The organism is Streptococcus sp. V919, assembly GCF_054353475.1.
In genome coordinates this window covers 740,704-755,601 of record NZ_JBTHHY010000001.1, presented here as the reverse complement: position 1 = coordinate 755,601, position 14,898 = coordinate 740,704, and the positions used below count along the sequence as shown (strand labels likewise).

General features: G+C 36.5%; 6 protein-coding genes. All 6 read left to right on the top strand.

From position 1 onward, the window contains the following. Nucleotides 1-52: 52 nt before the first annotated feature. The 6 genes from ACXYSK_RS03990 (at nt 53) to ACXYSK_RS03965 (ending at nt 14,790) form a co-directional block, all read left to right on the top strand. Nucleotides 53-5,923 carry a Spy0128 family protein gene (locus tag ACXYSK_RS03990; protein ID WP_458625122.1) on the top strand — a complete coding sequence of 1,957 codons (5,871 nt, stop codon included), beginning with the start codon at nt 53-55 and terminating at the stop codon, nt 5,921-5,923. A 236-nt stretch (nt 5,924-6,159) separates the two neighbouring features. Then, on the top strand, nt 6,160-8,721 hold the full coding sequence (locus ACXYSK_RS03985) for a GbpC/Spa domain-containing protein (protein WP_458625121.1): 2,562 nt from the start codon (nt 6,160-6,162) through the stop codon (nt 8,719-8,721). 150 nt (nt 8,722-8,871) lie between these two features. Then, nucleotides 8,872-9,579 carry a glucosamine-6-phosphate deaminase gene (locus ACXYSK_RS03980; protein ID WP_458625120.1) on the top strand — a complete coding sequence of 236 codons (708 nt, stop codon included), beginning with the start codon at nt 8,872-8,874 and terminating at the stop codon, nt 9,577-9,579. A gap of 339 nt (nt 9,580-9,918) precedes the next feature. Next, nucleotides 9,919-11,331: an Ig-like domain-containing protein gene (locus tag ACXYSK_RS03975; protein WP_458625119.1), complete on the top strand. Its 1,413-nt coding sequence runs from the start codon at nt 9,919-9,921 to the stop codon at nt 11,329-11,331. 149 nt (nt 11,332-11,480) lie between these two features. After that, entirely contained in the window at nt 11,481-11,657 is a 177-nt protein-coding gene (rpsU, locus tag ACXYSK_RS03970) for a 30S ribosomal protein S21 (protein WP_000048054.1), read from the top strand. 430 nt (nt 11,658-12,087) lie between these two features. Continuing rightward, nucleotides 12,088-14,790, top strand: coding sequence for an MBL fold metallo-hydrolase (locus tag ACXYSK_RS03965; protein ID WP_458625118.1), 2,703 nt, complete (start codon nt 12,088-12,090; stop codon nt 14,788-14,790). Nucleotides 14,791-14,898: the final 108 nt, after the last annotated feature.

Sequence of the window (14,898 nt, the reverse complement as noted above, 5' to 3'; positions counted from 1 at the left end):
TTAGAAATATTACCTTCTGTTAGTGAAATATATAAAAGGAGAACTTATCCATATGATAAGAAAGGAACAACAACGTTTTTCTTTGAGAAAATATAAGGTAGGTGTTGCATCTGTATTTTTAGGGACAACTCTTAGCTTTTTGATGGCTAATGGTGGTGCAGTTCAAGCTTCTGAGCTTCCTACACAACCAGCTTCTGAAGAAAAAACTGAGTTGGTGAAAAAGGATGTCAGAAGTGAGGATTCCTCTAAAAAGGAACAAGATGTTGTAGCAAATGTTCCAACAGCTGAGCTTGCTGAAGAAAATAAAGTAGAAGAAGCAAAACCTACTTCTGAGTCTAAAGTAGAAGAAGCTAAATCTGAAGCTACTACTTCAGAAAAAGCATCAGAGGTAAAACCTGCTTTAACTGAGACTGAGGTTGCTAATAAGGAAACTGCTAAGCCGGTTGAAAAAGCTGAAGAAACTAAGCCAGCTATTTCAGAAGGTGATAAACCTAAAGTTCGTAATCGTCGTGCTACAACTGAAGATGCAGTTTCTGGAGATCACAACTCTAAACCAGTCAGTGTTAGTACATATCTAAAAGACGGTGAAACTGTTGCCCCTGATATCACAAATCCAAATGGAGCTAAGGTTGAGTCACAAACTGTTCCTTCTGGTTATGCAAGAAAAGAAGGTGATTACTATACATATGCGGTTTGGGATTTAACTGAATTCAATAATCGTTATGGTACAAAATACTATGCACGTGCTTATAAGAGATTTGATGAATCTACAGATACAACAGTTGAATTGATTGATAAAACAACTGGTAATGTCGTAGAAACAAAAACAGTTACAGCTACAAGTGGTGTTCAAAAATTCACAACTACTACAACAGCGTCTAATAGTCAATTAACGTTCCAAGTAGATTATCAAGCTGGTACTGCTGAAAGAGGTAAAACAACTCAGCCATTTATTCAAAATGGTTATGAAGTTGGAAAGAGCATCACAGATTTAGTCGCACCAGGTCATAACCTTACACCTGCTGAACAAGCTCTTTATACTGCGGTTTATAACGCTCGTACGACAACAGATATTTTAAACGTTTTAGAACCAGTTTATAACGGTCGTACAGTTACCGATTCAAATGTAAAAATCCCAGATGCAGTTGAAAAAACAACTTACTATAGAGTAGTTGATAAAAACAATCCGACATTCAACGCAAATAAGACAGATAAAACTGTTCAAGACTATGTACCAAATGGTAATGAAGTAGACCTAGCTAGATATACTCTTAAAGCTATGGAAGGACAAAGCTTTACAGCATCAGGTGAGCGTCAATTTGATGGCTACAAGTTGTATCAAACAGCTGATGCAAACGATAAATCAGGCTATGTAAGTCGCCCATACAAAGTCGGTACTAAATTTATGGACGCTGAGCGTGCAGGAATTAAACGTATTAAAGAAATCGTCGGCGAAGATGGAACTGTAGTCGTTCGTGTTTATCTTCTTGATCCAAAACAACAAAGCAAACGTTCTGATGGTTCATTAAGTACAGACGGTTACATGTTGCTTGCAGAAACAAAACCGATTAAACCAGGTGATTATAATAAAGAAGATTTAGTATATAAGATATCACATCTTACAACTATTCCGTACACAGTAACAGATTATTTTACTGGAGCAAAAACAGAATATCCAAATGGTAGAGAACTTCCATTTGACTTCCAAACAGCACCAGGATTCACACCTAAGAAAACTGTATTCGTACCATTCTTGGGAGATAAGATCGGTCATCTTTCTCCAAATTATCAATTGGAAAGTGGAATTAATGGAATCGGTACAAACGTTGACTTGCTCAACTCATTAACACCATACAAACAACCAATTTATTACTACGTCAAACAAAATCCAGTTGAAGTGACTCCGGAAGTTGAAAAACAATTGGACGGACGTGTCTTGACAGACGGTGAGTTTACATTCAAATTAACAGAAGAGAAAAGTACACCTGACAAACATGAAGAAACAGTTAGCAATAAAGATGGAAAAGCTACATTCAGCAAGCTTTCCTTTAACAAAGTTGGTACTTATAAATACAAGATCACTGAACAAAAGGGCTCTGATGCAAATGTAGATTATGATTCAATGACAGTTACCATGACTGTCAATGTAACTGAGAACACTCAGGGGGACTTGGAAGCTACAGTTAAATACAGTTCAGAAGGTGGATTTAGCGCAAGTAATGATGATAAAATCTTCAATAACTATGTGGTTTCTCCAGTTGTAACGAAATTTGACTTCACTAAGAAGTTGGCTGGACGTGAATTGAAAGCCGGTGAATTCAGCTTCGTATTGAAAGATGCTGCTGGTCACGAAGTTGAAACAGTGAAAAATGATGCTGCTGGTAACGTAACTTTCTCAGAACTGTCATTCGACAATACAAAAGTTGGTACTCATACGTATACAGTAGAAGAAGTGATTCCTGCAGATAAAGAATTTGGAATGACTTACGACCAAATGAAAGCAACTGTTACAGTTGAAGTTGCTAAGAACGGTCACTCATTGACAACTGTTACAAACGTTACATCAACTGGTGGTAAAGATGCCAACGGTAAGGCTACTGATGGTACTGCAGATAAAGAATTCAACAACAAAGTTACTCCTCCAGAAACTCCAGAATTCCAACCAGAAAAATTTGTCGTTTCTAAAGAGAAATATGACATCACTGGTAACAAGTTGATGGATGACGACGATGAGTTGACAAATGAATACACTGAAACAAATGCGGATCCATATGTAGACAAGACAACTAACAACGAACCAGAAAACTTGAATACCAAGACAGTTAAACGTGGTTCTAAATTGGTTTACCAAGTATGGCTTGATACGACTAAATTCACTGAAGCGAACAACATCCAATACGTTGGTGTATCTGATACATACGACGCTGATAAATTGGACGTCAATGCAGCGGACATCAAAGCATATGATTCAGTAACTGGTGCAGAAGTAACCAATAAATTCGACATCAAAGTTGAAAATGGTAAAATCACTGCAACTTCTAAAGATGAATTTATCAAAGATAAAGTAAATGCTCCTGTTATCGATACAACTAAGTTCGAGTTTGAACGTTACTATAAATTTGATATTCCAGCAACTGTGAAAGAATCTGTTAAAGCTGGTGCTGATATTGAAAATACAGCCAACCAAACAGTTCACGTTTACAACCCAGTAAGCAAGACAGTTGAAAAACCTGAAAAACCAACACAAAAACGTGTCAACAGCGTTCCAGTTCCAGTGGAAATGAACTTCACTAAACGTTTGGAAGGTCGTAAACTTCAAGCCAACGAATTCGAATTCGTATTGAAGAAAGACGGCGTTGAAGTTGAACGCGTGAAGAATGACGCTGCTGGTAAGATTGTCTTCAAGACTCTTGAGTTCGGTCGTGATGATCTTGGTAAGACTTACAACTACACAGTAGAAGAAACTCCTGGTACAGATGCAACTGTCAAATACGACACAATGGTTGCTACTGTTAAAGTAGTTGTATCACATGATGGTACAGCAAAGGCAATTGTTGCCAACGTAACAGATGCTGCTGATAAAGAGTTCAACAATACAGTTACTCCTCCAGAAGAACCTAAGTTCCAACCAGAGAAATACGTTGTTTCTAAAGAGAAATATGATATCACTGGTGATAAGCTCGCTGATGACGATTCTGAGTTGACAGATAAATATGGTGAAACAAATACAAACCCATATGTGGATACAACTAACAACAACGAAGATGAAAATTTGAATACGAAACCAGTTGAACGTGGTCAAAAACTTTACTATCAAGTATGGTTGGATACAACTAAATTTGACGCAAACAACAAAGATAATATCCAAACAGTAGGAATCACAGATAACTACGACAAGGATAAATTGACTGTTAATGCTTCAGATATCAAGGTTTACGATTCCGTTACTGGTGCAGATGTTACGACGAAATTCGATATCTCTGATAACAATGGTGTTCTGACAGCTAACCTGAAAGATGGCTTCACGAAGTCACTTGGCGACGCTGAAAACACACAAGTGATCGATACAACTAAATTCAAATTCGGACGTTACTACAAGTTCGATATCCCAGCAACAGTGAAAGATGATGTCGTAGCTGGTGCAGATATTGAAAACAAGGCAGCACAAGTCGTTAACTACTACAACCCAGTAAGCAAGACTGTTGAAAAACCAAACAAACCAACTGAAAAACGTGTCAACAGTGTTCCAATCTCAGTAGAATTTAACTTCACTAAGAAATTGGAAGGTCGTGAACTGAAAGCTAACGAATTCAGATTCGAGTTGAAAGACAGCGACAATGTTGTGATTGCGACTGCAACCAATGATGCGGCTGGTAAGATCAAGTTTGCTCCAGTAGATTACACTAATAAAGCTGGTGAAACTGTTACTGCCCTTAAATACAAGAAGGGTCAAGAAGGTACTTACAAGTACACTGTAACAGAGGTTAAGGGTACAGACGCAACTGTATCATACGATACAATGAAAGCAGAAGTAACTGTAACAGTATCTCATGACGGTACTGCGAAAGCCTTGATCACAAACGTGACAAAACCTGCGGATAAAGAATTTAACAACCGTGTGACTCCACCAGAAACTCCTGAGTTTAACCCAGAAAAATATATTCTTAATGAAGAAAAATTTGATATTACTGGAACTAAACTTCTGGATGATGATAAAGAGTTGACTGATAAAGTAGCTGATACCAACAAAGATCCATATGTGGACAATGTTGATAATAATGAAAAGCAAAATATCAATACTCAAACACTCCATAAAGGTGATAAGGTTGTTTACCAAGTATGGTTGGATACAACTAAATTCAAAGAAGGTCACAATATTCAATCTGTAGGAATTACAGATAAATATGACAACGAAAACTTGGATGTTAATGTATCTGAAATTAAGGCTTACGATTCAGTAACTGGAGCTGATGTGACTGACAAGTTCGATATCAAGGTTGAAGATGGTGTTATTACTGCTACGTCTAAGGTTGATTTGACTAAATCACTCGGTGATGCGGAAGATACACAAGTAATTGATACTACTAAGCTAGCGTTTGGTCGTTACTATAAGTTTGATATTCTTGCACATATCAAGGACACTGCTAAGGAAGGTGTAGATATTGAAAATACAGCTTCTCAAATTGTTCACCAATATGATCCAACTAAGAAATCAGTTGAAAAACCAGAAAAACCAACTGAAAAACGTGTTGTTAATATCCCAGTAAAAGTTGAATTCAACTTCACGAAGAAATTGGAAGGACGTGCGTTGAAAGCTGGAGAATTCAGCTTCGTATTGAAAGACAAAGATGGCAACGTAATTGAAACTGTAAGTAACGATGCAGAAGGTAAGATCAAGTTCTCAGCTCTTGAGTTCAAACGTGGTCAAGAAGGCACTCATATCTATCATGTAGAAGAAGTGAAAGGTACAGAGGCTGGAGTTGAGTATGACAAGATGGTAGTGACTGTTGGAGTTACTGTAACTAAGGATGGTAAAGTGTTGACCCTTACTTCACAAATGCCTGAAGATACTGAGTTTAACAACAAGGTAACACCGCCAACACCACCAACACCACCAACACCGCCAACACCACCAACACCACCAACGCCGCCAACACCACCAACGCCGCCAACACCGCCAACACCACCAACACCGCCAACACCACCAACACCACCAACACCGCCAACACCACCAACGCCGCCAACGCCGCCAACACCACCAACACCACCAACGCCGGTAACACCACCAACACCAGAAAAACCTAAAGGTCCTGAGTTGCCAAATACTGGTGAACAATCTAAATCTGGAGTTGCTGCACTTGGTGCTGCGCTTGGTCTTGTAGGTCTAGGTTTGGTTGTAAAACGTAAAAAACGTGAAGAATAAAATATACAAAATCGCATTCATTTAGCGATGAACTAACGATTTTAGTTCTGAAATGAAGAGGCTTTGCTCGAAAGAGCAAGGCCTTTTTATTATTTTTAAATGTCTATGAAATTTTATTGAAAGAAAATGAAAATTATTGAAATCACATATTTTTTTTGATAAAATTAGTATGTTTTTAAGAATCAAATCTTTTTCTTGAGAATGTTTTAAATCTTAAATAAAAGAAGGAGTTTGTCATGTCATCGTTAAAGAATAATAAAACGATTAAGTATGCTTTGAGAAAAACCTCAGTTGCTTTTGGTTCTGTTGCAGTCGCAACAATGATTGCTGCTGCAGGTATTGCCACTGTATCAGCCGATGAAACTTCATCAGTAACGACACCTGTTACTTCAACTACAACAGTAGCTGGAGAAGAAACAAAAGAAGTAGCGGTTCCAGAGAAGTTGGAAGAAGCTAAAACTGCTGCCACAAATGAAGGTCTTGAAGTTAAAGAAACTGAGACTAAAAAGCAAGATTCAGAGGAAGCTGCTGCTAAAGATTACGAAAAACAAGTTACTGATATTAATAAAATTGTAGCTGATTATAAAGCTGAAGTAGCAGCAAATCAAGAAGCTTACGAAAAAGAAAAAGCTGAAGTTGATGCTAAAAATGCTGCTGCACAAGCAAACTACGATAAAGAGCTTGAAGCTTACAACGAAAAACTTACTGCTTATAAAAAAGAATTGACTGAAAAATCAGCAGAAAAAACAGCAGTAGAACAGAGTAATGAAGAAGCACGTGTTGCTTATGAAAAAGCGCTTGAAGAATATAACACAGCACTTGCAGCATACAATGCATCTGTAACAGCAAATCAAGAAGCTACTGAAAGTAATAAATTAGCTCAAGCAGAATATGAAGCTAAATTAGCTGACTACAAGACTAAAAAAGCTGCTTATGATGAAGCACAAGCTGCTTACTTGATTGAGCTCGAAATTTACAACAAGAAAAAAGCACAATACGATGATGCTAAAGATGCCTTCAATAAGATGGTTGCAGAGCGTGGTGGAAATCCTGAGAAATACAAACAAGATTTGACATTCCTCTCTGAAGAACTTGCTGATGGTGAAACAACTAAAATTACACACCAAACAACTGGATTAACAACTTACTTGACAAAAGAAGGTCAAGCTCGTATGTACGGTGATGGTAAAGCTACTAAGATGTATGAAACTAAGAATCTACAAGATTCCGATTTGACAACTACAAACCCATATGCTAACAATGAAATCGAGTGGGGTCTTGTAAAAGTCGGAGATAAATTTGATGTGACATACACAGGACTTACTCAAGCTAAAATTGTAAAAGGTAGCGAAGAAAAACGTATTGCAAAAGTTGTTTATAAATACGAAGTGAAGAGCCTTCCATCATCAGATGGAAAAGGAATCGTTCAAATTTATAACGATCCAGCGGTTACAATGACAATTGGTAGCTCAACAGATACTGAAAACCCAGTAACTGTTGGTGTTGATATTGAGTTTTACGATGAAAATGACCAATTGATTGATTTGTCACAACACAATGCAATTCTTGCCCTTAACTCACTTAACCACTGGAATGGTGCATCTTATGTTGAAAATGACAAACCTCGTCCTCTAGTTGTTGAAGCTAAAGATAGCGAAGGCAATACAGTTCGTGGAACTTGGGATCCATATTCAGATGGAAGTGAACCAAAACTTGATGGTGCAGACGTCGTTGTGAAAAGCGGTAAAGCTGACTTCGGTAGTGCAGAAGTTGATATCAATGCTGATAATCCTTTGAAAATTATTGCTCAAAAAGCAACATGGGATGATGATGCCTTCAAAGTAACTGAAGAAACAACAGTTGATGCTACAACAGTGAACGCATCTGGTGGCGGAAATGGTCACTCAGTTGGTACTGAAGATTACACATTCGGTGATAAATCAGACGTTATCGGTTCTTACACTGTAGACGCTACATCAGGTGTTTTGAGATACACACCAAAAATGAAACACCAAGATACTCCTCACATTGAGTCTGTAAACATTGGTGACAAAGAGTTTATTAAACTTCCAAATTCAAGTGTAGACCAAGATTCATCGACAAAAGAAGTATCTGCTAAAGAACAAAATCAATACATGGCTCAAGGTGCTACATTTAATGCAGACTCTTCAAGTGAAACTAAGGGTTGGGATGATCCTAAGAACCCTTACCTTTACTATGGTGGTGGTGCTGTTATTTTGAAAGATGGTCATCTTGAATTTACAGCAAAAGGTGCTAACGCAACAGGCGAAGCAACTCTTTATTGGTTCTCTATTAGCTCAAATGTTGCCTTCCCTCAAGATCCAGGTGAAGAGCCAGTTAAACCAACAGAACCAACACCTCCAGTTAAACCTGAAAAACCAGAATTGACTGAAGTTCCAACTGTTAAAGAGAAACCAGTTCCACCAACAGAACCAGAATATAAAACTGTACCTGTTTTACCAAGTGAGCCAGTTAAACCAGAAGCACCTGAGTTACTTAAGGATCCTGTTAAGAAAGAAACAGAAAAACCAGTTGTTGAATGGAATAAAAATGTTGTGCTTATCAAGGAAAATGAAAAACCACAACCTAAGCCAGAACCTAAGCCAGAACCAAAACCAGAGCCTAAGCCAGAATCAAAACCAGAATCAAAACCAGAATCATCTAAGAAATCATTGCCAAATACTGGTTCAGTTGAACAATCATTCATGACTTATTCAGCACTTATTGGTTTAGCTACTGCCGGTTATGCTTTGTCAAGAAAGAAAAAAGAAGACTAATTCATTCTGACAGTTTAAAAAGAGAAGACTAGTTTAGTCTTCTTTTTTTACTTAACTTTATCCTATAAAATTTAAAATATTAAACCGTTTACACTTGACAAAAATTGGTCTATACCATATAATGAAATAAAGAAATATGGAGGAACAATTATGAAAGTTATTCAAGTAAAAAATCCTGAAGAAGGTGGAAAAGTAGCTTTTGAAATTTTAAAAGAAAAGTTAGCAAATGGTGCTCAAACATTAGGACTTGCGACAGGTAGCAGTCCACTTGAGTTCTACAGAGAAATCGTAGAGAGTGACCTTGATTTTTCAAACCTTACAAGTGTCAACTTGGACGAATATGTAGGATTAGATGGAGATAATCCTCAATCTTATCGTTATTTCATGCAAGAACATCTGTTCAATAAAAAGCCATTTAAAGAAAGCTTTTTGCCTCGTGGAGTCAAAGACAATGCAGAAGAAGAAGTAGAACGCTATAATCAAATTCTTGCTGATCATCCGGTTGATTTGCAAATCTTGGGAATTGGTCGAAATGGTCACATTGGATTTAACGAACCAGGAACTCCGTTCGATAGCCAAACTCATCTTGTAGACCTTGATCAGTCTACCATTGAGGCTAATGCTCGTTTCTTTGATAAAATCGAAGACGTACCAACACAAGCTATTTCAATGGGTATTAAAAATATCTTAGATGCAAAATCTATTCTTCTCTTCGCTTATGGCCCATCAAAAGCAGAAGCTATTGCCGGAACTGTTGAAGGTCCAGTGACTGAAAATCTACCAGCAAGTAGTTTGCAAAATCATTCGGATGTGACTATTATTGCGGATGCAGAAGCACTTAGCTTGTTAAAGAAATAAGTTGACATTTATATAGACCAATCTATGGTTTACTTTGATTGGTCTTTTTGTTTGATATTTGATAAGTAAACATTTAAAAATATCTAGCAGTCAGATTTAAAAAAGAACGAATTATAAAATAACAACACCTAATAAACGTAAAATATATAAAAAGTGTTTTTTATAAATATATTTCAAACTATTTTATGAATAAAACTAGACTTTAGTAGAAAATACTGGTATACTGAATCGTTTAATGTCTAAACAATTAAATTTAAGGAGACTATTTAAGGTAAATAAGAAAAAAATAGCTTTTTTTCGTTCATTATTTGCTTATTTACGATCATTTTTTCTCTTAGCTTGAACAAAGCTTTTGCAGAAAATGCAGCAAGTAGTAAGACTATTGATGCCATAACATCATTAGATATTGCAAATAATTCAGGTGGTAATCTTGAGAAAGATTTGGAACAGTGGGTTACATTTAGGCTTAACGCAACATATGATTTGACAGATAAAGATGTTAAAGCTGGTGATACCACGGTTGTAGATTTGTCAGATGCTTTATATATCGAATCAGAAAATTTTAAGATTCGTGATGAAAAAACAAATGAAGTCATTGCAAATGCTAAGATTGATGAAACAAAAAAACATATTGTCTTGACTTATACAGATTATGTTGAAAAGCATTCTGATACAAGTGGATCTTTCTTTGTCTATACTCGAGTGGATTTCCAAAAACACCCTGAAAAAGGAGAAATCCCTATCGAGGTTACCATTAATGGGAAAACACGAGTCGTTGGTAAGGTTAACTTTACTGGAGTTGGAGATGGAAATCCTGAATTAATCAATAAAACTGGATGGGTAAGTAGCGAAGATCAAAAAACACTTTCTTACACCATTTCAATTAACCGTACCAAAGAATCCCTTCAAGATGCAACTGTAGAAGACACTTTGAAGTTTTCTAACGCATCTTATATCAAAGATAGTATTCGTATTATCAAGGGTAAATTTGACTATGTGAAAGGTCTATGGGAATTTACAGATAGAACAGATGTAACAGACCAACATACTGTTACAGTCAGTGAAGATGGTCAGTCATTTGTTATTCAACTTGGTGATATTACAGAAAATGACCAGTACCGCATTGAATATAATGTTCAAGCCAATTATTCACCAGCAGATGGCGAAATCTTGAATAATGACGCTGTCTTAAAAGGTAAAGGAATAACTATTAAAGAGGTTGTACAATCAACTGTAGTTCAAGTATCTGGTGGGTCAGGTATTGGATATGTATTCACGATTCATATCCATAAAGTTGATGATGAAAACCAACCGGTAGCTGGTGCTAAATTTAAGGTTGTTCGACAAGCTAACAATCAAGTGATTGGTGAGTATATTACAGATGCTGAAGGGAAAATTACAGTAACTGGCCTTTTGAAAGACAAGTATATCTTAACTGAAGTTGAAGCACCAACAGGTTATGTGATAAATGCAGCAGACACAGAAGTGAATGCAACAGATTTTGGAGCTGATAAATCAGTTACAAAAACAATCGTCAATCCAAAAGAACAAACCACAACTACGACAACCACAACAGAAGCGCCGACGACAACATCAACAATCACTTCAAAACCAGAAGTATCTGAGACAACTACTACAGAAGATAAGCCAGGTCTTCCATATACTGGTGAGTCTACAGGTATTGCATTAGTAATTGCTGGTGTATCTATCTTGGCAGGTAGTCTCGTTATGAAAAAGAAATTTTCTAAATAATTGAGTTTAGAAAAAGATAGTTAATAAAAAGGACTTTAGGGTCCTTTTTATTTGTCAATGAAAAATAATGAAATGCACTATTTTTCTTGACAATTTTCATCAATACATGTAAAATAGAATAGATCTTGAACTTGAAGGGAGTGAAAATAATGTCTAAAACAGTAGTACGTAAGAATGAATCTCTTGACGATGCACTTCGTCGTTTCAAACGTGCGGTTACTAAAGCTGGTACTCTTCAAGAAACACGCAAACGTGAATTCTATGAAAAACCTTCTGTAAAACGTAAACGTAAATCAGAAGCAGCTCGTAAACGTAAAAAATTCTAATTTGAAATGAAAGACTAGACTTATCTAGTCTTTTTTTGCTAATCACAAAGAGTAAAATCACAGTGAAGATTGTTAATTCAGTGTTAAACAGATATTCTAAACTTGGAAGCTTTTTGATTGTAGTTAGGTGTTTTATATAAAGTTAAAATGTTGACGTTGAGAAAGTATCCTCGTTGAGGAAATTAAAAACATACTGACAGAAGTATAGGAAAACTGCTAGATATAGGTGCTGACAAAAACTATTAAAAGTCAATTTTTGAGAATAGATTTACTGATAAAAGAAAATTAAAACTCATCAATTAATCTGAAATAGTGTTGCTAAAGTCATTTGGCGCAGTAAAAATGACATTTTGTATTTTACCCCCCCTTTTTTCTTGTTTTTTTGGTATAATTATATATATTAGTAGAAAAAATCTGAGAGGGCTTTATCATGAGAAAAACAAAAGTCGCAGTCGCTTTAGGAGCATTTTTGTTTCTTAGTGTCGGCGCGAGAGTAGAGGCGGACACAACTTCGCGGTCCGACGTCAATCGGATTCATTTCATTAATACCAAAGGAAGTCCAGGGACTGATGCCATTTTACTTGAAAGTAACGGGCATTATGCGTTGATAGATATGGGTGAAGACTATGACTTTCCAGATGGAAGCGATCCGCTTTATCCATTAAGAACGGGTATTATTACTTCAAATGTCTATGCAATTGAAGATCGACTTTTCCGTCATCTTGACCATGTAGGTGTTAAGAAGTTGGACTTTATGCTTGGAACGCATGTCCATAGTGACCATATTGGTGGAGCTGATGAAGTTCTAAAAAAATATAAGGTTGATAAATTTTATCTAAAACGATATTCGGATGATCGAATTGCCACTCAATGGGGCTTGTGGGATAATCTTTTTAACTATAATAATGCACTGAATGCCGCTAGAAAATATGGCGTTAATCTTATTCAAGATATCTCAGATAATGATAGTCATTTCAAATTGGGTGATATGGATATTCAGTTGTATAACTACAAAAATGAATATGGCCCAGATGGGAAATTAAAGAAAGTATATGATGACAATCCCAATTCTATTGTTGCTGTAGTTACAGTAAATGGGAAGAAAATTTATCTGGGTGGGGATCTTGATAACGTTTATGGAGCTGAAGATCGCTTAGGCCCACAAATTGGGAAAGTCGATTTAATGAAATGGAACCATCACCTTGACGGAAAAGTTTCAAACAGCATTAATTTTCTTAATAATCTTTCCCCATCTATTGTTGTGCAAACAACAGGATTGGATATAAATGTCCAAGCAACGAGAGATAAATTGAAACAGATGAATGTCCAAGTTGTTCATGCTTCAAGTGATAAGAAAGATGCGACTGTTTTTGATATAAAAACAGATGGCATTAATAATATTTCTCAAGAATTCCCAGATATTCCGAATACGAATTCACGTTGGATCACTGAAGATGGATATAAGAAGTATTATTTCGCTGATGATCAGATGGCAACAGGTTGGCATACAATTGATGGAGCAAAATACTTCTTCAATGGGAAAGGACATCTGCAACAAGATAAATGGCTTCAAGATTTTGATGACGAAGGTACTCTTAAGTCTTTATATATGGATAAAGATGGGAAGTTACAAACTTCCAAATGGCTTCAAATTGACAAGCAATGGTATTATGTGGATTCTAAGGGATATCGAAAAGAATCTGAGTTAGCTATCATTAATGGTAAGACCTACTACTTTGATGAAAAAGGGATTATGCAAACTGGCACCAGAACAGTGAATGGAGCAACTCTGGTCTTTGATGATACAGGTGCGCTTTCAAATGAGGTAAGAGCATCATCTTGGAATAAAATCGGTAATAAATGGTATTACCTAGATGAAAATAAAAATATGACCATTGGTTTCAAAGAAATTGATGGAAAGATGTACTATTTCAATGAAGCCGGAGAAATGGAAACTTATTGGCAATATACGCACCAAAAATGGTATTACTTTGGCGCTTCAGGTGAAATGAAACGTGGTTGGCTCAATGATGCAGGTAAATGGTATTATCTAGATCCTAAAACTGGAGAAATGTTCACTGGTTTAAATAAAATTGATGGTAAACTCTATCGCTTCAATGATGGAGGCGTCATGGCAACTGGTTGGGAACAGTTTGATAGCAAATGGTACTATTATACATCCAGTGGCGATCAGAAAAAAGGCTGGCTTAAATACAATAATGACTGGTACTATCTCGAACTGAAGGATGGAGAGATGGTTACAGGAAACAAAGAAATCGATGGACAACAATATAGCTTTAAAGACAGTGGTGCTATGGTTACTGGTTGGAAACAAACAGATGACAAATGGTACTATTATGCATCAAGTGGTGAACTGAAAAAAGGCTGGATTAAATATGCTGGTGATTGGTACTATCTTGATTCGAAAGATGGAGAGATGGTTACAGGAACCAAAGAAATCGATGGGCAACAATATAGCTTTAAGACTAGTGGTGCTATGGTTACTGGCTGGAAACAAGCGGAAGACAAATGGTACTATTATGCATCAAGCGGTGAGCAGAAAAAAGGTTGGATAAAATCTGCAGGTAAATGGTACTACTTGAATCAAAATGACGGCGTTATGGTGACCGGTAGACAGGAAATTGATGGTGTCAAATATAGCTTTAACCAATCTGGAGCTATGGAAACCGGATGGGTATTTGACGGCAAAGATTGGTACTATCATAAAGAATCTGGAGCCATGGAAACTGGTTGGTTTAAATATTCTGGCAAATGGTTCTTCCTAGATGGTGATTCTGGAAAAATGCTTACTGGTATCCATGAAATCTCTGGAGATAACTATTACTTTAATATTGCTGGTGAAATGCAAGTTGGCTGGATTCAAAAAAAAGGGGACTGGTATTATTTCAAACCAAGTGGTGAAATGCTTCGTGATGGAATTACACCTGATGGCTATAAAGTCGCTAGTGATGGTAGATGGCGTTCAAATGGAGTGACTACCACAACGACGAGTGTAGAAGAAACAACTTCAAAAGATTCATCGCTTAGAGAAGCTTTTGAACCTACAACAGATGCTACCCAAACTAGTGAGGAAAAATCAGTTCCAGTTAGTGATGACAAAGCTTCTAACTAATCACTTTTTCGAATAGATTTTAAAGAAGGGATTAAATAACAGTTTGTTGTTTAATCTCTTTTTCTATAGGTTAAATCTTTTAAAGAGTTCTTCCTAAATAAATAGCGT

Excerpts from the sequence above, each read along its gene's own strand:
- ACXYSK_RS03990 (WP_458625122.1), top strand. The coding sequence starts at position 53 with ATGATAAGAAAGGAACAACAACGTTTTTCTTTGAGAAAATATAAGGTA.
- ACXYSK_RS03985 (WP_458625121.1), top strand. The coding sequence starts at position 6,160 with ATGTCATCGTTAAAGAATAATAAAACGATTAAGTATGCTTTGAGAAAA.
- ACXYSK_RS03980 (WP_458625120.1), top strand. The coding sequence starts at position 8,872 with ATGAAAGTTATTCAAGTAAAAAATCCTGAAGAAGGTGGAAAAGTAGCT.
- rpsU (WP_000048054.1), top strand. The coding sequence starts at position 11,481 with ATGTCTAAAACAGTAGTACGTAAGAATGAATCTCTTGACGATGCACTT.
- ACXYSK_RS03965 (WP_458625118.1), top strand. The coding sequence starts at position 12,088 with ATGAGAAAAACAAAAGTCGCAGTCGCTTTAGGAGCATTTTTGTTTCTT.